Source organism: Streptomyces sp. S3(2020) (assembly GCF_013044505.1).
Lineage (GTDB): Bacteria > Actinomycetota > Actinomycetes > Streptomycetales > Streptomycetaceae > Streptomyces.
The window spans coordinates 28,364-53,329 of sequence record NZ_JABERD010000054.1 but is presented as its reverse complement, the minus strand read 5'-3'; the positions used below and the strand labels follow the sequence as shown (position 1 = coordinate 53,329).

The following is a 24,966-nucleotide window of genomic DNA, read 5'->3' as shown; positions in this document are numbered from 1 at the left end:
GGGGAGGGGTTTCACTCGCCCGCGCTGACGGGGTGCCACCTCTCCTCGGGTCGGGAGCCACGCCTTGCACGCCGGGGTCATCGGCCGACCTCAGCGGCGCGGGGCCGTGTCGATATGCGGCTCCGCCGCGGGGCGCGACCAGCCCGCACTCACCCGCAGCCGACACGAACGCTGTAGCCCCCGTCGCCCCTTGCTTCACCACCAGCACGCCCGGCTCCGGCAGCAGCTCGCGGATCGACGACGGTCCGCCCGTCACCTCCCACGCCTCCTCCGCCTCGTCCTCCCCCACGAACACCACGTCAGCGCCACGGGCCAGTTCCAGCAGCACCCTCGGCCCGTCCGCATCGCGCCACAGTCCCGACCGGTGGTTCACATCGAAGGACACCAGCGGACGCCCCTCGCGCGGAGCCGTCAGCTTCCGCATCAGCTCCAGACAGCTGTCCGACAGCGCGGCGGTGATCCCGGACAGATGCAGCACCCGGCTCGTTCCCAGGTCCACGTCGGCCGTGGACATCGCCGACGCCGCCGACCCCGCCCGGTAGTAGGCGACCTCGTGCGCATCCGTCCCCCGGTCCCCCGCCGTACGGAAGTACACGCCCGTCGGCCGCGACGGATCACGGTGTACGGCCGACACGTCCACACCGTACGAAGCAATCGTCGACACCAGGTGATCCCCGAACCCGTCCGCCCCCACCCGGCTCACCCACCGCACGGAGTGCCCCGCGGCGGCCAGCCCGCACGCGACATTCGACTCCGCGCCGCCGATCCCCCGCTCGAACGACGACACGTCGGCGAGGCGGCCCGGTCGGGTGGGAAGGAACGTGACCATGGACTCGCCGAGCGCGACGACGTCCACGAGGTCGGGGGCGTTGGTCACGATCGTCGTGGCTCCTCGGTCCTGGTCATGGCGGTCCATTGACCCTGTGTTGGCCGAGATGTTAGACAGCGGTAAGCGATATACGCAATGGACGTTGCAAGGTATGCAACGCGCCGGATCAGGGAGGCTCCATGACAGTCGAGGAACGGGTCGACCACCGCTTCAAGGGGCTCCCCCCGGACGCCGACGGCCTCACCGTCACCGAGCTGGCCGCCCAGCGCCGCAACCTCTTCACCGGCGGCTTCACGACCCCCGTCCTCGCGCTCTCCGCCGAGCGCCTGGAGCACAATCTGCGGCTCATGGAGACCTACTCCGAACGGCACGGGCTCGCGTTCGCCCCGCACGGCAAGACCTCCATGGCACCCCAGCTGTTCCAGCGGCAGATCGAGCACGGGGCGTGGGGCATCACCCTCGCCGTACCGCACCAGGTCCGGGTGGCCCGGGCCTTCGGCACCCGGCGCGTCTTCCTCGCCAACGAGCTCGTCGACCCGGCCGCGCTCCGCTGGATCTCCGCCGAACTCGACTCCGACCCCGGCTTCCGGCTCGTCTGCTACGTCGACTCCGTACGCGGCGTCGAGCTCATGGACGCGGCTCTGCGCGGGGCCACCCGCCCCCTCGACGTGGTCGTCGAGCTCGCCGCCGGCGACGGCGCCCGTACCGGCGTCCGCACGGAGGCCGAGTGCGCCGCCGTCGCCGATGCCGTGGCCGCCGTGCCGACGCTGCGGCTCGTCGGCGTCGCCGGGTACGAGGGGGAGGTCCCGAACGCCGACCCCGAGCGGGTGCACGCCTGGCTGCGGCGGCTCGTGTCCCTCGCGGTCGCGTTCGACAAGGACGGGCGGTTCGCCGGGACGGACGAGATCGTCGTCAGCGCGGGCGGCAGCGCCTGGTTCGACGCGGTGGCCGACGTGTTCGCGGAGATCCCCGAACTCTCCCTCCCCGTACTGAAGTTGCTGCGCTCGGGCGCCTACGTCTCGCACGACGACGGCCACTACCGGGAGATCACCCCCTTCAACCGGGTCCCGCAGGAGGGCGCCCTGGAACCGGCGTTCCGGCTGTGGACGCAGGTCGTCTCGCGCCCCTCCCCCGAGCAGGCCTTCGCCAACGCGGGCAAGCGGGACGCGGCGTACGACCTCCATCTGCCGTTCGCCCAGGTCGTACGGCGGGCGGGCGTGGAGCGTCCGGCGGACGGCATCGAGGTGACCGGCCTGTCCGACCAGCACGCCTGGCTGCGCACCGGGCCCGAGGCCGATCTGGAGGTCGGTGACTGGCTCGGCCTGGGGCTGTCCCATCCGTGCACGTCCTTCGACAAGTGGCAGCTGATCCCGGTGGCCGAGGCGGACGGCACGGTCGTCGACTACATCCGCACCTACTTCTAGGGGGCTGTCGCTGATGGAAGAGCTCGTCATCCGGGACGCGGACGTCGTGGACGGCAGCGGTGCGCCGTCGTACCGGGCGGATGTGGTGATCGACGGCGGCCGGATCGTCTCGATCGTCAAGGAGGCGGCCGACGCGGGCTGCCAACGCCCCTCGGCCCGCCGCGAGTTGGACGCGGAGGGTCTCGTCCTCTCCCCCGGCTTCATCGACATGCACGCCCACAGCGACCTGGCCCTCCTGCGCGACCCCGACCACAGCGCCAAGGCCGCGCAGGGGGTCACGCTCGAAGTCCTGGGCCAGGACGGGCTGTCGTACGCCCCCGTCGACGACCGCACCCTCGCCGAGGTCCGCCGCGCCATCACCGGCTGGAACGGTTACGGCGACGACATCGACTTCGACTGGCGGTCGGTGGGCGGGTATCTCGACCGCCTGGACTCCGGTTTCGAAGGCCGGGGCATCGCCGTCAACGCGGCCTATCTGATCCCCCAGGGGACGGTCCGGATGCTCGCCGTCGGCTGGGAGGACCGCGAGGCGACCCCCCAGGAGCTGGACCGGATGCGGCAGTTGGTCGCCGAGGGCATGGAGCAGGGCGCGGTCGGCATGTCGTCGGGGCTCACCTACACGCCCGGCATGTACGCCAAGGATGCCGAACTCACCGAGCTGTGCCGGGTGGTGGCGTCGTACGGCGGCTACTACTGCCCGCATCACCGCTCGTACGGGGCGGGGGCTCTTGAGGCGTACGAGGAGATGGTGGCCCTGACCCGGGAGGCGGGCTGCTCCCTCCATCTCGCCCACGCCACCATGAACTTCGGCGTGAACGAGGGCCGGGCTCCGGAACTGGTCGAACTGCTGGACTCGGCCCTGGAGTCCGGGGCCGACATCAGCCTCGACACCTACCCCTACACCCCCGGCTGCACGACTCTCGTGGCGATGCTGCCGAGTTGGGCGAGCGAGGGCGGACCGGAGGAGACCCTCAGGAGGCTGGCGGACGACGAGACCGCCGAGCGTATCCGCCACCATCTCGAAGTCATCGGTTCGGACGGCTGCCACGGGGTGCCGATGGAGTGGGACACGATCGAGATCTCGGGGGTCACGGATCCCTCGCTGGCAGACCATGTGGGCCGTCGTCTGGACAGTTGGGCGACCGCGCGTCAGCTGCTCCTCGCCGACCGGCTGGCCCCGTCGATCCTCCAGCACGTCGGCCACGAGGAGAACGTCCGCACGATCATGCGGCATGCCGTCCACACCGGCGGCTCCGACGGCATCCTCCAGGGCGCCAAGCCGCATCCCCGGGCGTACGGCACCTTCCCGCAGTATCTCGGGCGGTATGTGCGGGAGTTGGGGGTGCTGTCCCTGGAGGAGTGCGTCGCCCATCTGACCGGACGCCCGGCGGCACGACTGCGCCTGCCGGACCGGGGGCTGATCCGCGAGGGCTACCGGGCCGACCTGGTCCTGTTCGACCCGCGGACGGTGGCGGCAGGCTCGACGTACGAGGATCCGCGCACGCTTCCGACGGGCATCCCGCACGTCCTGATCGACGGCCGGTTCGTGATCGAGGACGGCCGGCGGACGGACGTACTGGCGGGACGGGCGGTCCGTCGTAGTCCCGTACGACGGAACGCCACCCGTTGATCGCTACGGCTTGGGCAGCGTGCAGGTGCTCGCGCTCAGGTTGAGCTGGTTGCCGGTCGTGAAGCAGGCCGGGATGTTGTAGATCTCCTGGGCGTAGTTGATGCCCTCACGGACGGTGACGGTGCCGTTCTCGCTGACCTCGCACGGGTTGTTGTCCGTGCAGGACTCGCCGTCCTCGTTGCCGGTGTTGTTGACGGCGACGACCTTGCCGGTGGCCTGGTCGATCACCGGCGAGCCGGAGGTGCCGCCGATGGTCTGGCAGGCGGAGGTGTAACGGACCGAGTCCTTCCAGGTCCAGACGCCCTCCTTCAGACGGTAGGCGAACCCGTCGATGTTGCAGTTGTAGAGCGTCTTCCAGTAGCCGGAGGCCACGGTGATGGCGGTGCCGGCGGTCGGGTGGGTGTCCTGGACGGTCAGCGGGGAGATGTTGTACGAGCTCTTGATCGTCGCGTAGGTGCTGGTGAGCTGGTAGATCGAGACGTCCGTGTCGGTCATCGTCGCGTAGGCGAGCTTGCTCGCGCGCAGCGTCGCGACCCGGGAGCCGGAGGAGTTGAGCAGGCCGAAGGTCCGGGTGGAGGCCTGGTTGGTGATGACCTCGCCGGGATCCGGGAAGCCGGAGGTCAGGCAGTGGCCGTTGCTGAGCACCAGGGCCGGGTCGGTGTCCAGGGAGTTCGGGAAGCGGATGACCGAACCGGAGCAGTTGCTGAGCGAGACGGTCCCGGCGAGCGTCACGGCCTGGATCGTGGCCGAGGGTGCCGTGGCCTGCTTCAGGGCCGAGGTGGTGGAGGTGACCAGGTCGTGCACGACGGACGTGGCCGTCTCCGTGTCCACGCTCTTGCCGACGCCCGCGACGGACGGTTCGGCGGCGACCGCGGGTGCCGTACCCATCCCGGCGAGCGCCAGGACACTGAGTGCGGCGACGAGAGGCTTTCTCATGTGGGGGTCCCCTCTTGCGACTTGGACGGCCGGAAATCTTCCGGCCGCCCGTGATTTTGTCATGCGCATTGTGAAGAGGGGTGGCCAATCGGGCAAGAAGTTGTGTCAGGCCTGATCATGGGCGAGTACGGAGCGGACGTACTGGTGCAGGGCGGAACTGGACATGGTGATCTCGGCGTCGAGATGGCGGCATCGACGTTCACGCTCGGGCGTGATGCGGCCGGCGTAGAAGATGGCGGGCCCGGCATAGTGGCCGGCGTCGCGCCAGCGCTCAAGCATCGTGAACCCGGCTTCGCCGTCCATTCCGCGCGCCACGTCGGAGATCAGCAGGTCGACCCGGGCGGAGCCGCCCAGGACACGCTCGGCCTGTCGTGCGTCCTCGGCGAGCACCACCTGCGCGCCCAGCGACTCCAGGTGCCTGGCGTCCCGGGTGTTGCCCTCCGGATGGTCGTCGACCCAGAGCACCAACGATCCGGCGTACGGGCGCTGTTCCTCGTCGCCGGCCGCCACCACCGCGACCGGTCCGACGCCCCGTCTGAGCCGCTCCACCAGTTCGGTCGCGCCCTCCATGCCCATCAGCTCCCCGACGAGTGTCACGAAGTTCTGGTCGCGCTCCAACGCCGGGAACCCGGTGGGCAGACACTCCTCCAGCCGGGCCAGGACGGTGCCCCACTCCTCACGGTCGTCCCGGTCGGGCGCGGCGAGGTCGTGCTCGCCCAGATGGTTCACCGTGGTCTGCCACGACTCCTCGTCCGGCGTCACCGAGGGCCGCCCGAGCAGCCTCTTGGCCACCCGGTAGTCCAGGAACTCCCAGGCCGCGTTCCCATGGCTGCGGTCGCTCGCCAGCAGCGTCCGGTAGAAGTCGGCGTACAGATGCTGGAGCAGCAGGGTGCGGATGACGGCTTCCGAGTCGAACTGCTGCCACACCGGGTTGAGCGCGCACTCCAGTCCGAAGCCGTTGATGAGCCGTTTGATCCGGCGCGGGTTGCGGGCGGAGCGTTCCGCGATCAGCCGCACCAGGGTGTCGTCCGCGAGGAGTTCACGGACCCCCGAGCGCTCGGCGCACTGCCGTACGTACTCCTCGACGCGCTCGTCCCCCGTCACCGGGATGCGATAGCTCGTCTGGAAGATCTTCTCCATGAACGCCGATCCCGCCGGCCCCAGATCCCTGAGCAGCCCCGAGGGGCCGAGTGCGGAGCGGTCGCAGCCGATGACGAAGGCGAGGCCGGGGATGTCCAGATAGACCTTCACCGCCTCGCAGACCGCCAGCACGGTCTCCTCGGAGCAGCGGTCGAGGTCGTCGACGAAGACGACGAGGAGGCGTCGGGGCTCGTACGCCGCGGAGTCCGCCCACTGGGTGGCGAGGTCGCGCAGCGCCTCCCGCATGTCGTTGCGGGCCTTCGCGTCGACGGAGAGGTCCTGCCAGAACCGGTCGACGATGCCGGCCGCCCCGAACGGGGCCGCGACCACGGTCAGTACCGTCTGCACCGCCCGGACCAGGACCGCCTGCTCGTCCACGCCGTGCAGTACGCGCCGCATCAGCCGTTTGTCGAAGCGGGCCAGCACGGACTTGATCAGGCCTTCCAGGGCGTCGGCGCCCGTGGAGGTCCAGGCGTTGTACCAGACGGTCTCGACGTCCTTGTACTCCCGCTTCAGCTCCTCCTCGACCAGGCGCATCAGACTGCTCTTGCCCATGCCCCAGCCGGCGTCGACGGCGAGCGTGAACGGGGTCGAGCCGCGTGAGTCGTGCAGCATCCGGGCCAGCTGCCCGGCGGCCCGGCCCGTGCCGAGCAGATCGGCCGCCGGATCCGTGACCGGCTCGTCATTCAGCAGCGCGAATCCCATGTCCCCGTCTTCCGTTCGACGGGGTCAACCTACCCAGCGCGGGGGCTACTTGGGCGCCTTCGCGTTGCCCTGGCCGCGGCCCTTGCCGTTGCCCGGGCCGGGGGCGCCGGAGGAGGAGGCCGCCGAAGGGGTGGTGGTGGAGGGGGTCACCGAGAGGCTCTCGCTCACCGTCGGGTCGCCCGCCGGACTCCCGGTGGGCGCCACCGCCGGTGGGCTCGCGCCGGTTGCCGGTGCGCCGGAGGCCGTCCCGCCGGGGACCGCCGAAGAGGACGAGGGGGACGAAGCCGCCGGGTCCGCGGGCTCGGCCGTCCCCGAGGGGTTGCCCTTCTCCCTGCCCTGCGAGGGCTCGGGGGCGGAGCCCGCGAACGACAGGCCCGCGACCAGGGCGGCCACGGACACCACTCCGACCGCACCGGCGGCCATGGCCACGCGGCGCGAGCGGGGGGCGCGGGTCGGGGGTGCGTCCGGGCGATCGGCGCCGGACACGCCACGGCCACCGGAACGGGAAACGCCCCGACGCCCCGCCCGACGCGAGCCCGCACCACCGACCCGCGGCGCGTCCGCGTCACCCGCGGGGAGCCCGCCCGATCCACCCGCACCGGGGCCCGGGACCCCCACGCCTGACCCCGGGGGCGCGTCCGCATCACCTGGGGAGGGCGCATCCGGACCACCGGCACAGAACGGGCCCGGACCACCTCGACCCCCTGAGCCCGCGCTTCCCGTCCCCGGCGCATCCGCAGCACCCGCCCGCGGCGCGTCCGCGCCCCCGCCGCTGCGCAGGACCGAGCCCCTCGCCGCCCGGCGGGCGGCCCGGCGTCGGTCCGCCCGGCCGCCGGAGCCCGGGGCCGTCGGCTCCGGGGCGGCCGGCTCCGTCCGGGGCAGCTCGGCCGTCTCGTCGTACGCGTTCTGCCAGCCGTGTGCCGTCGCCGGATCCGCGTACTCCTCGTAGGCCGGGGTGACCCCGCTGCGCGGTTGGTACACCCTCGGCGGCGTCTGCGCTGCGTTCACGCCAAGCGTCCCGTTGCCCTGCTCCGTCGGCCTCGACATGGCCGCGGATTGTAAGGACGGGAGGGGCCCCTGGGACAGCTACCGGCGATAACCGCCCAAACCACACCGTCTCGCGTGGTGGAAAACACGACCCACGGAGCGTTACCCCGCCGTAAGCTCCCTGACATGCAGGTGATCCAGTCGACCAAGCTCGCCAACGTCTGTTACGAGATCCGGGGCCCGGTTCTCGAGGAGGCCATGCGGCTTGAGGCGGCGGGTCACCGCATCCTCAAGCTGAACACCGGGAACCCGGCGGCCTTCGGCTTCGAGTGCCCGCCGGAGATCCTGGAGGACATCCTCCGGAACGTGTCCTCGGCCCATGGGTACGGCGACGCGAAGGGCCTGCTCGCGGCGCGCCGCGCCGTCGTCATGCACAACCAGACCCTCGGCATCGAGACCGACGTCGAGCACGTCTTCGTCGGCAACGGCGTCTCCGAGCTGATCGTGATGGCGATGCAGGCCCTGCTGGACGACGGCGACGAGGTCCTCGTCCCGTCCCCGGACTACCCCCTGTGGACCGCCGCGGTCTCCCTGTCCGGCGGCACCGCCGTCCACTACCGCTGCGACGAGCAGTCCGACTGGATGCCGGACCTCGCGGACATCGAGCGCAAGGTCACCGACCGCACCAAGGCGATCGTGATCATCAACCCGAACAACCCCACGGGCGCGGTCTACGACACCGCGATGCTCCAGGGCCTGACCGACATCGCCCGCCGCCACAACCTGCTGGTCTGCTCGGACGAGATCTACGACAAGATCCTCTACGACGGCGCCACACACACCCCGACCGCCTCCGTCGCCCCCGACCTGCTGACCCTCACCTTCAACGGCATGTCGAAGGCGTACCGGGTCGCGGGCTACCGGGTCGGCTGGATGTCGATCTCCGGGCCGCGCGCGCACGCGGACTCCTACATCGAGGGCCTCACCATCCTCGCGAACATGCGGCTGTGCGCGAACATGCCGGGCCAGCACGGGGTCGTGGCCGCGCTCAGCGGGCGCCAGACGATCAACGACCTGGTGCTGCCGGGCGGGCGGCTGCGCGAGCAGCGGGACGTGGCGTACGAGCTGCTGACCCAGATCCCGGGCGTGAGCTGTGTGAAGCCGAAGGGCGCGCTCTATCTCTTCCCGCGGCTCGACCCCAAGGTCTTCAAGATCAAGGACGACCGGCAGATGGTCCTCGACCTGCTGCGGCGCGAGAAGATCATGGTCGTCCAGGGCACCGGCTTCAACTGGAGCGAGCCCGATCACTTCCGGGTCGTGACCCTGCCGACGGCCCGTGACCTGCGGGACGCGGTGACGCGGATCGGGAACTTCCTGGACGGCTACAGCCAGCCGTAGGGCAATCCCTCCGCAATCCGTCCCCGCCGCTCAACTTTAGACTGAATCTAAGCTAGGATGATTTCCTGACAGCACAGGAGGCCATCCCATGTACGAACCGATCCGCACCAAGTCGGTCCACAGCACGATGGCCGGCACCACGTCCGACTTCCCGCACCGGACCCGCGAGGAGGAGCTGGAGTTCCAGCTCGCGGGGCATCTGGCGGCGCTGCTGGCGGTGACCGACGAGCTGCGGGCGGCCACGCCCTCGGCCGAGCTGGATGCCGCCGCGGAGCGCCTTGCCGCGCAGGTGACACGTCTGCGCGCCGGCAGCACTCCGGCCCGCGCCTCCGGCAAGGGCGACAGCCGGCTCGCGTCTCTGCACCGACGGGCACATGCCCTGGCGGGGCGCGCGCTGGTGGTGGCGGCATCGCGTGCGGACACGGCGGCGGCGATCCTGGCGGCCGAACGCATGGACGCGCACTCCGCCGCGCTGGCCGAGCCGCGCGAGCTGACCGCGGCCGGCTGACCCCAGAACGGCCCTGGTCCGCGTGCACCCGCAGCGACGCGCGGGCCAGGTGCCACACACCGCGTTGGCTTGAGCCGCGGCGCCTTCTCGCCGTAGGGGTTCATGTCGTCTTGCGACTGCTCGTCCGTCGTGGTTGATCGCGCAGTTCCCCGCGCCCCTATCCGCGTTGCAGTACTGGAGTGGGTATGACACCCCCCGTTCACTCACCCCGCCGGGGAATGTTGGGTTCCGCGAGCACTCTGCCTGTGTGAGACGAATCATCGGAATCGTCCTCGCGGTCCTGCTGATCGGCGGAGTGGCGGTAGCCGTCGCAGCGGGCCGGGACACCGGGGACAGGAGCACGGCAACGAAGACCGTGCGAGGAGTGATCGGATCGGAGAAGGCGGAGTTCTTCGCCGATCCTGATGTGGTGAAGGCCCTGGCCGCCAAGGGGTTCACCGTGAAGGCCGAGACCTCCGGGTCCTGGGCCATGGAGGGGCTGGACCTCAAGGGGTACGACTTCGCCCTTCCCTCCAGCCAGGCGCCGGCCGTGGAACTCGCCGCGAAGTACAAGGTGTCGGGGACACTCCCGCGACCCTTCTACTCGCCCCTCGTCGTCGTGGCGCACCAGAGCGCCGCCGAGGTGCTCGCGGGCAACGGGCTCGCCACGCTGGACACCGGACACCGCGGCACGCTCAAGATGGCCGCCTATCTCGACGCGGCCCGCGAGGACCGCACCTGGCAGCAGCTCAAGGGGGCCGCGAAGTACGGCGAGTTGAGCGGCACGCTCTACCTCGCGAGCACCGACCCGGAGTCCTCCAACTCCGGCGCCCTCTACCTCGCCGCCGCCTCCTACGTCGACAACGGCGGCAAGGTGGTCGCCGGCGATGCCGAGATCCAGAAGTCGACTCCCCTGCTGCGCAAGCTGATCAGCGTCCAGGGCGCCCAGCAGACCAGCACCGACGCGGCGTTCCGGGACTTCGTCAGCGGGGCCGGAAACCCGCTCGTCCTCGTCTACGAGTCGCAGGTCGCCTCCCTTCTGGCGGACGGACAGCGGCCCGACGACCTGGTCGTCCTCTACCCGGACACCACGGTCAACAGCGACCACACCGTCGTACCGCTGACCGAGAACGGCCGGGCGCTCGCCGAACTCCTCTCCACCGCACCGGAGTTGCGCGAGCTGGAGGTCCGGCACGGGTTCCGTCCGCAGGGCGCGGCCGCCGAGTTCGCCTCGGCCGGCACCTATCTCAAGCAGGAACTGACCGGTGTCCGCCAGGCGCCCGTGCCCACCTCCACGGTGCTGCACGAGCTGGCGCGACGGGCGCGGGGATGAACGGGGGGATCGATCGTATGAGCGACTTCGGCAACACCAGTCAGAACACCAGCCAGAACAGCAGCCGGCAGCACACCCTCAGCGGGGAGGACGTCTTCACGCTCACCCCGCCCGAGGCGGTGGCACCCGTGCCGCGGGAGAGGGCCGGCGGGCTCGTCCCCGTCGACGAGGGCGTCCGCAGCGGCATGGCGCAGAAGGCCGCCGACTACGTCGCGGGACTCGCCGTCCTCGACGCCCGCTCGCCCGAGTTCGCGGGCAAGGTCGGTGAGATCACCGCGCTCGGCGCCGGTGAGATGCGCACCGCGGCCTCGCAGTCCAACCGGATGCTGGAGCGGACCATCCGCAGCCTGCCCGACCAGGGCGGCGACGCCCAGTCGCAGGTCGCGGGCTCGCTCGTGGAACTGCGGCGGGTGGTGGAGGACCTGGACCCGCGGGACCTCCCGGCCGCCAAGGGACGGAAGTTCCTGTCCCGGCTGCCCGGCGGCAACAAGGTGCGCGACCACATCGCCAAGTACTCCTCCGCGCAGGGGACACTGAACCGGATCGTGGGGTCGCTGCGCGGCGGACAGGACGAACTGCGGCGCGACAACGCCGCGTTGCAGACCGAGCGGGTCCGGCTGTGGGAGAGCATGGGCAAGCTCCAGGAGTACGTCGTCCTCACCGAGGCCCTGGACGCGGCCGTGGAGCGGCACATCGGCGCCGTCCCCGATCCGCAGCAGGCCGACTCGCTCCGCGCCGACGTGCTCTTCCCGGTCCGGCAGAAGCACCAGGACCTGCTGACCCAGCTCGCGGTGTGCGCCCAGGGCTACCTCGCCATGGACGTCGTACGACGCAACAACGAGGAGCTGATCAAGGGCGTCGACCGCGCGGCCACGACCACGGTGTCGGCGCTGCGGATCTCCGTGATGCTGGCGTCCGCGCTCGACAACCAGAAGAAGGTCATCGAGCAGGTCAACGCGTTGCGTGGGACGACCGAGGACCTCATCCGGGGCAACGCGGAGATGCTCGCCACGCAGAGCGGGGAGATCCAGCGCATCGCCGCCGACCCGGCCGTGGGCGCGGAGACCCTGCGGACCGCGTTCCAGCAGATCTACCGCACGCTCGACGCCATCGACACCTACAAGGTGCAGGCGACCGAGGTGATGGCGGCCACCGTGGAGTCCCTGACCTCCGAACTCCAGCACGCCTCCGCGTATCTGGAGCGCAGCCGGTCGCAGGGCGCGCTGGAAGGGGGCGGACTCGGATGAGACGAGCGCTGGTCTACGTCCTCGCGGTGACCGCCCTGCTCTCGGGCTGCACCGCCGCCCCGCGGGAGACGGAGAAGGAGGGGCCCGGCGACGGCTCCCTGTGGATCCTGGCCTCCAGCGAGCTCAGCGACATGGAACCGATCGTCGAACGGGTCGGCGCGGACATCGGCGTCGACGTCAAGCTGTTCTACACGGGCACCCTCGACGCCGTGGACACGCTCGCCAAGGGGGAGGCGGACAAGTGGTACCAGGCGGTGTGGCTGTCCTCCGACGACTATCTGCGGCTGCGCCCGGAAGCCGCCCGGCGGGTGGTGTCGGAGACTCCGGTCATGTCCAGCCCGGTCGCCATCGGCGTCAAGCCGGCCACCCTGCGTGAACTGGGCTGGAAGCCCGACGACGTCACATGGGCCAAGGTCGCGCAGGCAGCCAGGGACGACCGGCTGACCTACGGCATGACCGACCCCACCGTCTCCAACTCCGGTTTCTCCGCGCTGGTCTCCGTCGCCTCGGCCCTCTCCGGCGCCCAGTCCGCTCTCACCGACGCGGACGTCGAGAAGGCGGCACCGCGGCTGAAGGAGTTCTTCCAGGGGCAGCAGCTGACCTCGGGATCGTCGGGCTGGCTGGCATCGGCGTACAAGAGGCGCGGCAACGTCGACGCGCTCATCAACTACGAATCCGTCCTCAAGGGCATCCCGGGTCTGACCGTGATCCGCCCCCGCGACGGAGTCGTCACCGCCGACTACCCGCTCTCCACCCTCGCCTCCGCCGACGCCGCGCGGCGCGACGACGTCCGCCGGCTGGCCGAGGCCCTGCGCACCCCGGAGATCCAGCGCGAGATCACCGAGCGCACCCACCGCCGTCCGGTGGTCCCCTCGGTCGCCCCCGCGTCCGGCCTCGGCACCGACCGACGGCGTGAACTGCCCTTCCCCGGCAGCCGTTCCGTCGCCGACGGGCTGCTCGACTCGTACGACAACGAGCTGCGCCGTCCTTCCCGGACGGTGTACGTCCTCGACACCTCCGGCTCGATGGAGGGCGACCGGCTGGCACGGCTGAAGAAGGCGCTCACCGAGGTCAGCGCCGATTTCCGGGGCCGCGAGGAGGTCACGCTGATGCCGTTCGGATCAGCGGTGAAGGAGGTGCGGCGCTACGCCATGGATCCGGATCCCCGCACCGGCGCCGAGGACGTCCGCAGGGACGTCCGGACGCTCACCGCCGAGGGCGACACCGCGATCTACACCTCCCTGGAGAAGGCGTACGACGAACTCCGCACCGAACGGGACATGTTCACCTCGATCGTGCTGATGACGGACGGCGAGAACACCACGGGGCGGTCGGCGCGGGAGTTCGAGGGGTTCTACGGACTGCTGGGCCCCTCGCAGCGGCAGATCCCGGTCTTCCCCATCGTCTTCGGCGACTCCGACCGCGAGGAGCTGGAGCACATCGCCGAACTGACCGGCGGCCGTCTCTTCGACGCCCAGGAGGGCTCGCTGGACGGCGCCTTCGAGGAGATCCGTGGCTATCAGTAGATATCTGGAGTCCCGCAAGAACATCGCGGGCAGCGTGTGCGGGATCGCCGGGCTGGGGCTGACCTTCGCGGGGGTGGCGGGCCCGTACTGGCCCGTCGTCGTCGCGGGGCTGTACGGCGCGGGTGCGCTGATCGCGCCGCCGGAGCGGCCGTCGCTGCCGGACTTCCCGGACGCCTCCGCCCGACTGGACGCCCTGCGCGGCGACTTCGGGACCCTTCAGGGGTACCTGGCGGAGATCGAACTGCCGCCCGCCGCGGCCGGCCGTCTCACCGAACTCACCGCACTGCTGGGCGCGTTGCTCGACCCCGGCTGGTCCACCGAGCTGCTCGCGCACGATCCGGAGGGCGTGCACACGCTCTCCCGGGCGGTACGGCAGGACGTTCCCGAGGCCGTCGACACCTTCGTACGCACCCGGTGGTGGACGCGTCTGGCGCCGGGCCAGGAGGCACCGGAACGGCATCTGGAGCGACAGCTCACCCTCCTCCAGGAGGAGGCCGAGCAACTGGCGGCGGCGCTGCGCGAGACGGAGGCGCGGCGGCAGGAATCGCATACGCGGTACCTGGAGGACCGGGCGAACTGAGCGGGTCCGGCGAAGTCGGCTACGGTTCGGCCGCGCCCCGAAGCGGCGCGGGGCTGTATCGATGTGCGGCTACCGCCGCGCGGGCGCGACCGGCCACGACGGCGCCGCGGACGGACAACGCCCCCTCGCCGTCCGTCCAGCGGAGCGCTTAGTTCCCGTTGTTCAGGGCGACGGCCGCGATCACGAGGAACACCACCAGCGCGAACAGCAGGCAGGCCACCTTCAGCGCACCGGACCCGGTTCCCGTCGGCACCTCCTGCGGCACCGGCGGCGGAGGCGGCAGTGGGATCGGGCGGGGGCCGTTGAACACGTCGTGGCCGGTGCGCAGGGCCCGTACGCACCACGGGCAGTCCGGCAGATGGGCGCCGTACGCGTGCAGCGGCCGCGCCTGGCACACCCGTATGTGCGCGCGCTGCTTGTCTAGGGCGCGCAGCCATGCCTCGGCCGGCGGGCGGGCGGCGGGGGCGTGGACGCCGGGGCCGAAGGCGGCGCGGGCCAGGGTGAGCAGGTCGGGCGGGAGGACGGACGGGTCGATGGTGCCGCGCGGGATGACGACCTGCTCGGGGCGGACGACGTAGGAGCAGCTGGCGGCGATGTTGTCCTTGACGGTCGACTCCGAGGTGCTGTCGTGCGGGACGCCCCCGAAGGGGTGGTTGCCGGCCGTGAGCAGCTGGTAGACGAGGACGGCGAGGGCGAAGTCGTCGCTGGAGCGGGTGGCGGGGCCGCCCGCCTGGCGTTCCGGGGCCGAGTAGTCCGTGGTGTGCATCAGGCAGGGGAACGGCTCCCCCGTCACGGGGTCGGTGAAGGCGATGGAGTCGCAGTCGAGGAAGGTGACGAAGCCGTTGGCGTCGACGACGACGTTGCTGCTGGAGAAGTCGCCGATGACGAGGTGGTCGTGGTGCATACGCGCGGTCATGAAGGCGAGGTTCCAGGAGACGCCGACCAGGAAGCGCCAGTCGGCCTGGGGGAAGAGCCGCAGGCGCTGGGCGCGGGTGAACAGGCCGACCAGCTGGACGTGTTCGGGTTCGCCGAACCGGTGCATGGCGTAGCCGAGGAACGCGCCCTCGGGGCTGCGGGCCATCGCGGTGGGCCAGGCCAGCTCGGGCGGCTGGGAGCGGTCGGTGGGGCGGGCCGCGAGGGGGGACATGGTCAGCATGCGGGCCAGCCGGCGCTCCTGGTCGGGGCCCGGCGGGTCGCGGTACAGCTTGACGACCGTCGCGTGGTCGCCCTCGACGGGGAAGACGGCCGCCTGGCCGCCGCCCTTCAGGGGCTGCTCGGCGAGGACGACGGGTTTCCCGTCCAGGTGGACCACGCGGCCGCTCATGGCCGCGCCTTGCGCACGGCCCGCAGCAGTGTCTTGTCGTCGGCGTTGAGCGCGGTCAGCCGGTCCGACCTGAGCAGTGCGGCCAGGTTGTCGTGCGCGGAGTCGGACACCGGTCCGGGGCCGTCGAGGGAGCGGAAGACGGCGTCGGCGAAGGAGGCGTTGGGGGCCGGGGTGCCGCCGCCGGTGCGGGAGAGCGCGGCCTGGGCGAGTCCGTCGGTGGAGAGCAGGACGCCGTCGATCCCCGGGTCGCACACACAGTCGGTGCGCATCCAGCGGGCCGCGTCGGGCGAGGTGAGGAAGACCGTCTCGTTGCTGTACTCGCTGGCGTCCGCGGCCTGCGGCAGCAGATGGAACTGCGGTTCGCCGTCCCCGGCGCCCGCGCGCAGGACGACGAAGCCGTCGCCGACGGTGAGATGGCCGAGCCAGTCCGGGGCCAGCACGACGACGGTGAGGGTGGTCGCGAAGTCGGCGGCGGCCGCGCCCGTGGTGTCCAGGAACACCTTGGTGACGTCGTGGAAGGCGTCCGCGAGCAGGTCGTGCACGGCCTCGCCGGGCGGGCTGTCCACGGCCGCGGCGGCCCGTCGTACGAAGTGCTCGGCGGCCAGCTCCACCGCGAGCCGTGAGCCCTCGTCGGAGCGTGGCCGGCTGCCGGCGCCGTCCGCGACGGCGAGCACCACGACCGGCCCCGACTCGACGTGGGCGCAGGCGTCCTGGCAGGGCAGACCGTCCCTGCGGTGCCGGTAGCCCTCGACGCTCATGCCGTGGATCCGCCAGCCGGCCCTGCCCATCGCTCAGCTCTCCCAGGCGGGGCGCTGGGTCTTGAACTGGCTGAAGATCTTCTCGAAGACCTCGTCGCCCGCGCCCTTCTGTTCGGCGTTGGCGCTGGCGGACATCATCTGGAGCAGTTCGCGGAACGGGAAGCCGTGGATGGTGGCGTTGAACTTCGGGGCGAAGGCCCGCAGGACCTGCTCGCCGGTGTCGGTGATGCCGCCGACGCCGATCGCGTACAGCCGGAAGCGGCGGGCCTGCTGCTCGTCGGCGAGCACGGGGACCAGCCGGTGCCAGGTGTCGGTGCGGCGGCCGGTGGCGTCGGTCGGGATGCCGTCGGTGACCAGGCAGATCTGCGGGCGGTAGTACTGGAGTCCGGAGGCGCGCAGTTCGGCCTTGCGGGCGGCGACGATGTGCATCGACAGCTCCAGGGCCTCCGTCATCAGCGTCACGCCCGCGGCGCCGAGCTGCGGCGGGCGGAACATGTGCGCGGGCACGAAGGGGCTCACCGGGGCGCCGGGCGCGAGGGGTTGCGGACCCCGCCAGGCGGCGACCCCCTGCCCGCCGAAGGTGACGACGGCGACCTCGACGCTGTAGCTGAGGGCCACGTCGTCGTGGAGTTCGCGCGTCCACTCCACGAGGGCGTTGTTGAGCGTCTGGATCGGCGGGCCCGCCATGGAGCTGGAGGTGTCGAGACACAGCACCAGCGGCAGCCGCTGCGCGTTGTTCTCGAACTCGATGTCGGCGTACTCCGCCGGCAGCGTGGGCGGGTATTCGCTGGACATGGGCGTCTCCTGGTGGAGCGGTACGTCAACGGGCGTGGGCGTGGCGCCCGGCGGCGGGCGGGAAGGCTTGCAGGACGTCGGAGTCCGGCTCCGGGGCGACGTCGACGCGCGAGCCGGGCGGTGGCGGCGTCTGCCCGGGCTCGGCCCACAGGGCCCGGTACAGGACGCGGTCGAGTTCGACGTAGCCCTGCGGGTGCAGGTCGGTGCGGACGACGGCGGGGCGGGTGGGGCCGCTGCGGGGTGCGGGAGTCCGGCGGTGCGGGGTGACGCGGAGGCGGGTGGTGCGCTCGGGGTCCGGGGTGGCGGCTGCGGTGGCGGTGGCGACCGCGGGGCGGTGGGTGCGGCGGACGAGGACGAAGAGGGCGGCGAGGAGGAGGGCGAGGACGGTGGCGGTGCCGGGGAGGAGCCACTTCTGGACGGCGCTGTCCGTGTCGCCCTGGGAACCGGCGACGTGGGAGCGGTGCTCGGTGACCTGTCTGCTGTTGATCAGGGTTTCGCCGGACACCTGCGCCGGCTCTCCGGGGCCGATCAGGTCGCACAGCGGCTTTCGTGTTGCCGTGCAGACGTCGGTGAACTCCTTGAGGGTGCTCGACGACAGTCGGTCGATCCTGGCGTCCGGGTCGACGAGCCGGCGTTCCCGGTCCGCCAGCACGAGCAGCAGGGTTCCGCCCTCGCCGGTGGAGACACCGGCCGGTACCTGGACCTCCAGCCTCTCGCTCCGCCCCGCGACGGCCGTGACGATCTGCTCGCGCCCCTCCTTGGTGCCGTCGAGCCGCAGCGCGTGATCGAGGGTGAGCGTGACGACCTGGTCGCCGGACCGTTCCGTCCAGCACTTCAGCCGGGCCGCGAAGTCCCCGTCGCAGCCGTCTTCCGCCGTCGCGGAAACCGCGGGTACCAGCGCGAAGAGAATTCCGAGAATCATGGCACAACGCAGCACTCGCCCCATGGACACCCCCGTGACCCGAAACGGTCCTCGCTCATATTGGAGCCAACGACCCCTTCCCCGAAAGGGGTTTACGCTTTCCCGCGTTCCCCTTCTACAACTGGAACACCTCATGGCAACGGGTGAACATCTGTCGCGCCCGTTCCACCCAATCGCTGGCCAAAGCATCGAAGTCCGCCTGGGTGACCCGGCAGGTCAGCGGCAGATCGCACACCCCCGCGAGACACGGCCGCGGCCCCCGCACATCCCACACGGAGAGCATGGGATTCAACTGTTCGGTATTCCACGCGTTCGACGCGGCCGCGGCGACGGCCAGCTGGTCATGGCGCAGATAATTCCCATCCGTGACAAAGGCGACGAGCAGCCGCTTGGTGGTCATGAATCTGACCGTGAGCGTGCGTCCCGTTTCCTCGAGATCGAATTGCAGGGACACGGAATCGGTGTCGGTCACGGCATGGAAATTCCGCCCGGTACCCCAGTTCCGTACCAACTGCCGCCAGTGCGTGCCGATTTCATGGGCCGGGCCGGTCGAGGGCTCAGACGGTGCCACGGCCCACCGCCCGGGCGACCATCGCATCGGTCAGTCCGGCGTCCAGCAGCGCCTGGGCGTGCAGCATCAGACAGGAGGGCACGGACACGCTCGTACCGGAGGCGCGGCGCGCGGCCAGCTCGCCCACCCGGATCTCGATGGTCCGCCGCACCTTGGGCGGTGGCCACGAGGGTGACTGCGGGGCCTCCTCCAGCAGTTCGGTCAGCAGCCCCGCCAGCCGGGGCCGTTCCTCGGGCCGCTTGGCGAGGCAGCGCGCGATCAGCGGACGCAGGGCGTGCGGTACGCCGTCCAGGTCGGGGTCGCCGAAGACGACCTGGTAGCGCACCGCGTCCCCCGTCCCGTGCGGCGGGCGGCCGGACAGTGCGTACACCAGCACTCCGCCGAGGGAGAACACATCGCTCTCCGGCCCGACCCGGGCCCCCTTCATCTGCTCCGGCGACATGAACGGCGGTGTGCCCACGACGAGTCCGACCCTGGTGAGGCCGGGCGCCCCGTCGACGCGGGAGATCCCGAAGTCGATGACGCGCGGTCCGTCGGAGGCCAGCAGCACGTTGGACGGCTTGAGGTCGCGGTGCACGACTCCCGCCGCGTGCACGGCCTGGAGCGCCTCGACGAGGAACGCGCCGAGCCGGCGTGCCTGGTCCTCGGGCAGCGGCCCGTCCGTGCGGACCGCCTCGGCGAGCGAGGGGCCGGGGACGTACATCGTGGCCAGCCAGGGCAGTTCGGCCTCGGTGTCGGCGTCGATCACCGCCGCGGTGTACGCGCCGCCGACCAGCCGGGCGGCGGCGACCTCGCGCGCGAAGCGTTCCCGGAACTCGGACTCCGCCGCCAGTTCGGGGCGCACCACCTTGACCGCCACCTCGCGTCCGGCGGGCGACCGCCCGAGATACACCCAGCCCATGCCGCCGGACCCGAGCCGTCCGACGATGCGGTAGGGCCCCACCTTCAAGGGATCGCTGACCGGTGTGCGCACCCCGTTCACCTCATTTCGGGGTTCGTTGCAGGATGTCCCGAGTGTCCCGCGAAATCCCGGTCCGCACAGAGGTGATGGGGGAAAAAGACGAAGGCCTGTCGTCGCTCTCCCGTCGGGGCGGACGGGAGAGCGACGACAGGCCTCAAGTTCCGTACGCCGTTGTACGGAACCTCGTCGGCTGTCACCGCGGCCGGTCGTGACGATCGCTGGTCAGGGCATATCCCAACCGGCCGCGGAGTCTTCGGTGGGCGGGCTCAGCCCAGGCGCTGCACCAGCGCCCGGTACTCGTCCCACAGTTCCTTCGGGGTGTGCTCGCCGAAGGTGTTGAGGTGCTCGGGGACCAGGGCGGCCTCCTCGCGCCAGATCTCCTTGTCGACGGTGAGGAGGAAGTCCAGGTCGGACTCGGAGAGTTCGAGGCCCTTGGTGTCCAGCGCGCCCTTCGCCGGCAGCACGCCGATGGGGGTCTCGACGCCCTCGGCCTTGCCGTCGAGGCGCTCGACGATCCACTTCAGGACTCGGCTGTTCTCGCCGAAGCCGGGCCAGACGAACTTGCCCTCGTCGTTCTTGCGGAACCAGTTGACGTAGTAGATCTTCGGGAGCTTCGCCTGGTCCTTGTCCTTGGCGACGTCGACCCAGTGGCCCATGTAGTCGCCCATGTTGTAGCCGCAGAACGGCAGCATGGCGAAGGGGTCGCGGCGCAGTTCGCCGACCTTGCCCTCGGCGGCCGCGGTCTTCTCGGAGGCCACGTTGGCGCCCAGGAACACCCCGTGGTTCCAGTCGAAGGACTCGGTCACCAGCGGTACGGCGGTGGCGCGGCGGCCGCCGAAGAGGATCGCGGAGATCGGCACACCCTTGGGGCTCTCCCACTCCGGCGCGATGATCGGGCACTGCGCGGCGGGGGTGGTGAAGCGGGCGTTGGGGTGCGCGGCCGGGACGCCTGCCTGCGGCGTCCAGTCGTTGCCCTTCCAGTCGGTGAGGTGGGCGGGAGTCTCCTCCGTCATGCCCTCCCACCAGATGTCGTTGTCGTCGGTGAGGGCGACATTGGTGAAGACGGAGTTGCCCCACAGCGTCTTCATCGCGTTGGCGTTGGTGTGCTCGCCGGTGCCGGGCGCGACGCCGAAGAAGCCGGCCTCGGGGTTGATGGCGTAGAGGCGGCCGTCCTCGCCGAACCGCATCCAGGCGATGTCGTCGCCGATCGTCTCGACGGTCCAGCCGGAGATCGTGGGCTCCAGCATGGCGAGGTTGGTCTTGCCGCAGGCGCTCGGGAAGGCGGCGGCGACGTACTTCGACTCACCCTGCGGGGGCGTGAGCTTGAGGATCAGCATGTGCTCGGCGAGCCAGCCCTCGTCGCGGGCCATCACCGACGCGATGCGCAGGGCGTAGCACTTCTTGCCGAGCAGGGCGTTGCCGCCGTAGCCGGAGCCGTAGGACCAGATCTCGCGGCTCTCGGGGAAGTGGGAGATGTACTTCGTGGAGTTGCAGGGCCACGGGACGTCCGCCTCGCCCTCGGCCAGCGGGGCGCCGAGGGTGTGGACGGCCTTGACGAAGAACCCGTCGGAGCCGAGCTCGTCCAGGACCGGCTGCCCCATACGGGTCATGGTGCGCATGGAGACGGCGACGTAGGCCGAGTCGGTGATCTCGACGCCGATGGCGGAGAGGTCCGAGCCGAGGGGGCCCATGCAGAACGGGACGACGTACATCGTCCGGCCCTTCATGGAGCCGCGGAAGACTCCCTTGTCGCCGGCGAAGATCTCCCGCATCTCGGCGGGGGCCTTCCAGTGGTTGGTGGGGCCGGCGTCCTCTTCCTTCTCGGAGCAGATGAAGGTGCGGTCCTCGACGCGCGCGACGTCGGTCGGGTCGGAGGCCGCGTAGTAGGAGTTCGGGCGCTTGATGGGGTCGAGTTTGCGGAAGGTGCCCTTCTCGACGAGCTCCCCGCACAGGCGCTCGTACTCGGCCTCGGATCCGTCACACCAGACCACGCTGTCCGGCTGCGTCAGTTCTGCGATCTCGTTCACCCACGAGACCAGTTCCTTGTGCTGGGTGGGGATGACGGGGGGAGCCGCGATGTCGCGCGCCACGATTGCTCCTAAATGAGGGATTTTTTGTTGGAGGCCCCGTGGGGGCTGCGACCCGGATGCTTCTCGGTGGTGACCTTGGCGCTCATCCGGTGCCGACCGCACTCATCTGATCATGCGTCCCGAGTGCCCATCTGTCCAGAAGGCCTCACACCTGAGCGGAGTGAGGATTGCCACGTGCCTGGGTGTTTACAGGGTGGCGCCATCCACACACTTTGGGTTCACTTGACGGTTCCTTGACCGCGCGACCGTGGCGTCAACTGCCGTGAGATGATGGCCACTCTCAGCCTTTTCAAGGCCCGCACTCATCCGCAACTTACGGTTCCGTAGGTACGATGCCGTGCATGACTGCGTCCGCCTCCGACGCGCCTCTGGACTCGCCGGCCGCCGGCCGCGGCCCCGTGGCGCTCTCCCTGCCGCAAGAGATCAAGCCCAAGCTCCGGGGCTGGCTGCATCTCGGCATGTTCCCGGCCGTGCTCATCTCGGGCCTGGTGCTCACCGCCCTCGCGGACTCGACGCGGGGCCGTATCGCCTGCGGGATCTTCGCCCTGACGGCCTGCCTGCTGTTCGGCGTGAGCGCGCTGTACCACCGGGGCAACTGGAGTCCGCGCATGGACGGCGTCCTGCGCAGACTGGATCACGCCAACATCTTCCTGATCATCGCGGGCACCTACACCCCGCTGACCATGCTGCTCCTGCCCGGCGCGAAGGGGCAGTGGCTGCTGTGGGGCATCTGGGGTGCCGCGCTGGCCGGGATCATCTTCCGTGTCTTCTGGGTGGGCGCCCCACGCTGGCTCTACACCCCCTGCTACATCGCGATGGGCTGGGCGGCGGTCTTCTTCCTGCCCGACTTCATGCGCACCGGCGGCATCGCGGTCCTGGTCCTGGTGATCGTCGGCGGCCTGCTCTACAGCGCGGGCGGCGTGATCTACGGCCTCAAGCGCCCGGATCCCTCCCCGCGCTTCTTCGGCTTCCACGAGGTCTTCCACTCGCTCACACTGGCGGCCTTCGTCGTCCACTACGTCGGGATCTCGCTGGTGGCGTACCAGCACGCGTAGCACCGAACACCACATCGCAGGGCCACGGCTTCAAGCCGTGGCCCTCTTTTTGTTGACAGGAACTACTTTTTGAGAGCTACTCTCATTTCATGGAAACTTCCACTTCTGATCCCCGCCGCTGGTGGGCACTGGCCGCACTCGTCGCGAGCATGCTGACCCTCGGCTTCGACACCACGATCCTCAATGTGGCGCTGCCGACCATGGCCGCCGACCTCGGCGCCTCCACCGGCCAGCAGCAGTGGATGGCGGACGCGTACGTCATCGTGTTCGCGGCGCTGATGCTCCCCGCCGGACTGCTCGGCGACCGCTTCGGACGGCGGCGGATGCTGATCGCCGGGCTCGGCGTCTTCCTCGCCGGCTCGCTGGTGGGCGCCCTGGCCGGGGACGTGAACTGGGTCATCGCGGCCCGCGCGCTGATGGGCGTCGGCGCCGCCCTCATCACCCCGCTCGCGCTCTCCGTGCTGCCCACGCTGTTCGCCCGCGACGAGCAGCCCAAGGCCACCGCCATCGTCTCCGCCGCCTCCGCCCTCGGCCTGCCGCTCGGCCCGATCATCGGCGGCTGGCTCCTCAACCACTTCTGGTGGGGCTCGGTCTTCCTCGTCAACGTCCCGATGGCCGCGATCGGCATCGCCGCCTGCGTCCTCCTGCTCCCCGAGACCCGCGACCCCGCCTCCCCCAAGGTGGACACCGTCTCCACCTCGTTCACCGCGACCGGCCTGGGCGCCCTGGTCTACGCGATCATCGAGGCGCCCACCCGCGGCTGGGGCGACCCGCTGGTCCTGGCCATGCTCACGGCGTCCGTCGCCCTCATCACCGCCCTGGTCCTGCGCGAACGCCGCGTCGAGCGCCCCATGCTCGACATGACCCTGCTCGCCCACCGCGGCTTCCTCTTCAACACGATCGCCGCGACCCTGGTCATGTTCGTCCTGTCCGGCCTCCTCTTCGTGCTGCCGCCCTACCTCCAGGCCGTCCTCGGCAACGACGCCTTCGGCACCGGCATACGGCTCCTGCCGATGATGGGCGGAATCCTGATCGCCTCCCGCACCGCCCCGCAGGCCGCCGTCCGCTTCGGCGGCCGCGCCACCGTGAGCGCGGGCCTGGTCGTCCTGGCGTTCGCCGCGTTCCTCGGCAGCCGTACGACCGTCGACTCCGGCTACGGCTACACCGCCCTGTGGCTCACCGTCACCGGCCTCGGCTTCGGCTTCTCCCTCATGCCGGCCATGGGCAACGCGCTGGGCGCCCTGCCCCGCGACCGCGCCGGCAGCGGCTCCGGGCTGCTGATGACACTGCGCCAGGTCGGCGGCGCGATCGGCATCGCCCTGCTCGGCAGCCTGCTGTCCAACGCCTTCCGCGACCGCCTCGACGTGACGGGCCTGCCGGACCGGGCGGCCGACACCGCACGGGAGTCCGTGGTCGCCGCGCACCTCGTCGCCGAACGGACCGCTGCGGCCGACCTGGCGGCCTCCGCCAACAGCGCCTACGTCCACGGCATGGGCGTCGTACTGCTGGTCTGCGGCGCCGCCGCCCTCGTGTCGGCACTGCTCGCGGCGGCGTTCCTGCCGGGCGAGCAGAAGGCCGGCGAGAGCGCGGACACCCCGGACATGGTGGCCCCGCAGGCAGATGCCCGACAATGAACCCATGACACCCGCACGCCCCCTCCCGCTCACCGACGCCCCCCAGCTGGGACTTCGCGAGCGGAAGAAGATCAAGACCCGGACGGCGATCCGCGACGCGACCTACGCGCTGATCGAGGAACAGGGCTACGAGGCCACCACGGTCGAGCAGATCGCGGAGCGCGCCGAGGTGTCGCCGTCCACGGTCTTCCGCTACTTCCCGACCAAGGAGGACATCGTCCTCACGGACGAGTACGACCCCGTGATGCTGGAGGAGCTGCGTGCCCGGCCGGAGGGCGAGCCGTGGATGGAGTCCGTGCGGTACATCCTGCACCGGGCCCTCGATCTCTCCGACATCGACTACGAGATCACCCGGCTGCGCGCCCATCTGATGATCCAGGTGCCGGCGGTGCGCGCCCGCATGATGGAGAGCAACGCCGTCACCGGCCGGCTGCTCGCCGGGGCGATCGCCGAACGCACCGGCCGGGACGCGGACGACCTGGAGGTACGGGTCTACACGATGTCCCTGATCGGCGGTCTCACCGAGATCTACCAGTACTGGGCGGAGAACGGCATGCAGGACGATCTGCACGCTCTCCTCGACCGCGCCCTGCACGTCATGGACCACGGCCTCCCCACGAAAAACACCTGAGGC

At 70.7% G+C, this 24,966-nt stretch carries 22 protein-coding genes; 11 read left to right on the top strand and 11 right to left on the bottom strand.

All coding sequences use genetic code 11. The features are described from left to right. A partial coding sequence (locus tag HLK59_RS19330; protein WP_240982512.1) for a sugar kinase occupies window positions 1–829 on the bottom strand: 829 nt, incomplete at its 3' end. Between the two features lie 179 nt (window positions 830–1,008). On the opposite strand from HLK59_RS19330, the gene HLK59_RS19325 reads away from it, so the two are divergent. Further along, window positions 1,009–2,253 (top strand): amino acid deaminase, encoded by a 1,245-nt coding sequence (locus HLK59_RS19325; protein ID WP_171142713.1) that lies wholly within the window; start codon window positions 1,009–1,011, stop codon window positions 2,251–2,253. 13 nt (window positions 2,254–2,266) lie between these two features. Then, window positions 2,267–3,883: a D-aminoacylase gene (locus tag HLK59_RS19320; RefSeq protein ID WP_171142712.1), complete on the top strand. Its 1,617-nt coding sequence runs from the start codon at window positions 2,267–2,269 to the stop codon at window positions 3,881–3,883. A gap of 3 nt (window positions 3,884–3,886) precedes the next feature. On the opposite strand, the gene HLK59_RS19315 is transcribed toward HLK59_RS19320, so the two are convergent. The 3 genes from HLK59_RS19315 to HLK59_RS19305 all read right to left on the bottom strand — a co-directional run bounded on the left by HLK59_RS19315 (window position 3,887) and on the right by HLK59_RS19305 (window position 7,150). Further along, complete coding sequence (locus tag HLK59_RS19315) at window positions 3,887–4,819, bottom strand: serine protease (RefSeq protein WP_171142711.1); 933 nt, start codon at window positions 4,817–4,819, stop codon at window positions 3,887–3,889. Between the two features lie 105 nt (window positions 4,820–4,924). Further along, window positions 4,925–6,664: a P-loop NTPase fold protein gene (locus HLK59_RS19310; RefSeq protein ID WP_171142710.1), complete on the bottom strand. Its 1,740-nt coding sequence runs from the start codon at window positions 6,662–6,664 to the stop codon at window positions 4,925–4,927. 45 nt (window positions 6,665–6,709) lie between these two features. Next, on the bottom strand, window positions 6,710–7,150 hold the full coding sequence (locus HLK59_RS19305; protein ID WP_171142709.1) for a hypothetical protein: 441 nt from the start codon (window positions 7,148–7,150) through the stop codon (window positions 6,710–6,712). Window positions 7,151–7,837: 687 nt separating this feature from the next. Here HLK59_RS19305 and HLK59_RS19300 point away from each other — a divergent pair. From HLK59_RS19300 to HLK59_RS19275, 6 genes are all read left to right on the top strand, one after another. After that, window positions 7,838–9,049, top strand: a complete 1,212-nt coding sequence (locus HLK59_RS19300) for a pyridoxal phosphate-dependent aminotransferase (protein ID WP_171142708.1) — start codon at window positions 7,838–7,840, stop codon at window positions 9,047–9,049. Between the two features lie 88 nt (window positions 9,050–9,137). Continuing rightward, window positions 9,138–9,557, top strand: coding sequence for a hypothetical protein (locus tag HLK59_RS19295; RefSeq protein ID WP_171142706.1), 420 nt, complete (start codon window positions 9,138–9,140; stop codon window positions 9,555–9,557). Window positions 9,558–9,804: 247 nt separating this feature from the next. Then, the gene (locus tag HLK59_RS19290; RefSeq protein ID WP_171142705.1) at window positions 9,805–10,869 is read left to right on the top strand and encodes a hypothetical protein; all 1,065 of its coding nucleotides are present in this window, start codon (window positions 9,805–9,807) and stop codon (window positions 10,867–10,869) included. Between the two features lie 17 nt (window positions 10,870–10,886). Continuing rightward, the gene (locus HLK59_RS19285) at window positions 10,887–12,116 is read left to right on the top strand and encodes a toxic anion resistance protein (RefSeq protein ID WP_171142704.1); all 1,230 of its coding nucleotides are present in this window, start codon (window positions 10,887–10,889) and stop codon (window positions 12,114–12,116) included. Beyond that, window positions 12,113–13,642, top strand: a complete 1,530-nt coding sequence (locus HLK59_RS19280) for a VWA domain-containing protein (protein ID WP_171142703.1) — start codon at window positions 12,113–12,115, stop codon at window positions 13,640–13,642. Before HLK59_RS19285 ends, HLK59_RS19280 begins: the two co-directional genes overlap by 4 nt. Further along, entirely contained in the window at window positions 13,629–14,222 is a 594-nt protein-coding gene (locus HLK59_RS19275) for a hypothetical protein (protein WP_171142702.1), read from the top strand. The genes HLK59_RS19280 and HLK59_RS19275 overlap by 14 nt, the downstream gene beginning before the upstream one ends. A 148-nt stretch (window positions 14,223–14,370) precedes the next feature. Here the strand turns inward: HLK59_RS19275 and HLK59_RS19270 are convergent, their stop codons facing one another. From HLK59_RS19270 to HLK59_RS19240, 7 genes are all read right to left on the bottom strand, one after another. Beyond that, the gene (locus HLK59_RS19270; protein WP_171142701.1) at window positions 14,371–15,546 is read right to left on the bottom strand and encodes a hypothetical protein; all 1,176 of its coding nucleotides are present in this window, start codon (window positions 15,544–15,546) and stop codon (window positions 14,371–14,373) included. Next, entirely contained in the window at window positions 15,543–16,334 is a 792-nt protein-coding gene (locus tag HLK59_RS19265; RefSeq protein WP_171142700.1) for a PP2C family serine/threonine-protein phosphatase, read from the bottom strand. Before HLK59_RS19265 ends, HLK59_RS19270 begins: the two co-directional genes overlap by 4 nt. Window positions 16,335–16,337: 3 nt before the next feature. After that, complete coding sequence (locus HLK59_RS19260) at window positions 16,338–17,099, bottom strand: hypothetical protein (protein WP_171142699.1); 762 nt, start codon at window positions 17,097–17,099, stop codon at window positions 16,338–16,340. A 25-nt stretch (window positions 17,100–17,124) separates the two neighbouring features. After that, window positions 17,125–18,021, bottom strand: a complete 897-nt coding sequence (locus HLK59_RS19255; protein ID WP_171142698.1) for a hypothetical protein — start codon at window positions 18,019–18,021, stop codon at window positions 17,125–17,127. Between the two features lie 115 nt (window positions 18,022–18,136). Then, on the bottom strand, window positions 18,137–18,493 hold the full coding sequence (locus HLK59_RS19250; protein WP_240982509.1) for a hypothetical protein: 357 nt from the start codon (window positions 18,491–18,493) through the stop codon (window positions 18,137–18,139). 85 nt (window positions 18,494–18,578) lie between these two features. Then, window positions 18,579–19,565, bottom strand: a complete 987-nt coding sequence (locus HLK59_RS19245) for a serine/threonine-protein kinase (protein WP_171142696.1) — start codon at window positions 19,563–19,565, stop codon at window positions 18,579–18,581. Between the two features lie 254 nt (window positions 19,566–19,819). Next, window positions 19,820–21,643 (bottom strand): phosphoenolpyruvate carboxykinase (GTP), encoded by a 1,824-nt coding sequence (locus HLK59_RS19240; protein WP_171142695.1) that lies wholly within the window; start codon window positions 21,641–21,643, stop codon window positions 19,820–19,822. A 341-nt stretch (window positions 21,644–21,984) separates the two neighbouring features. Between HLK59_RS19240 and HLK59_RS19235 the strand changes: the two genes are divergently transcribed. The 3 genes from HLK59_RS19235 to HLK59_RS19225 all read left to right on the top strand — a co-directional run bounded on the left by HLK59_RS19235 (window position 21,985) and on the right by HLK59_RS19225 (window position 24,963). Then, entirely contained in the window at window positions 21,985–22,698 is a 714-nt protein-coding gene (locus tag HLK59_RS19235) for a hemolysin III family protein (protein ID WP_171142694.1), read from the top strand. Window positions 22,699–22,787: 89 nt separating this feature from the next. After that, a complete protein-coding gene (locus HLK59_RS19230; RefSeq protein WP_171142693.1) occupies window positions 22,788–24,332 on the top strand; it encodes a DHA2 family efflux MFS transporter permease subunit in 1,545 nt (514 codons plus the stop codon). 4 nt (window positions 24,333–24,336) lie between these two features. Then, window positions 24,337–24,963, top strand: a complete 627-nt coding sequence (locus HLK59_RS19225; RefSeq protein ID WP_171142692.1) for a TetR family transcriptional regulator — start codon at window positions 24,337–24,339, stop codon at window positions 24,961–24,963. Window positions 24,964–24,966 lie beyond the last annotated feature (3 nt).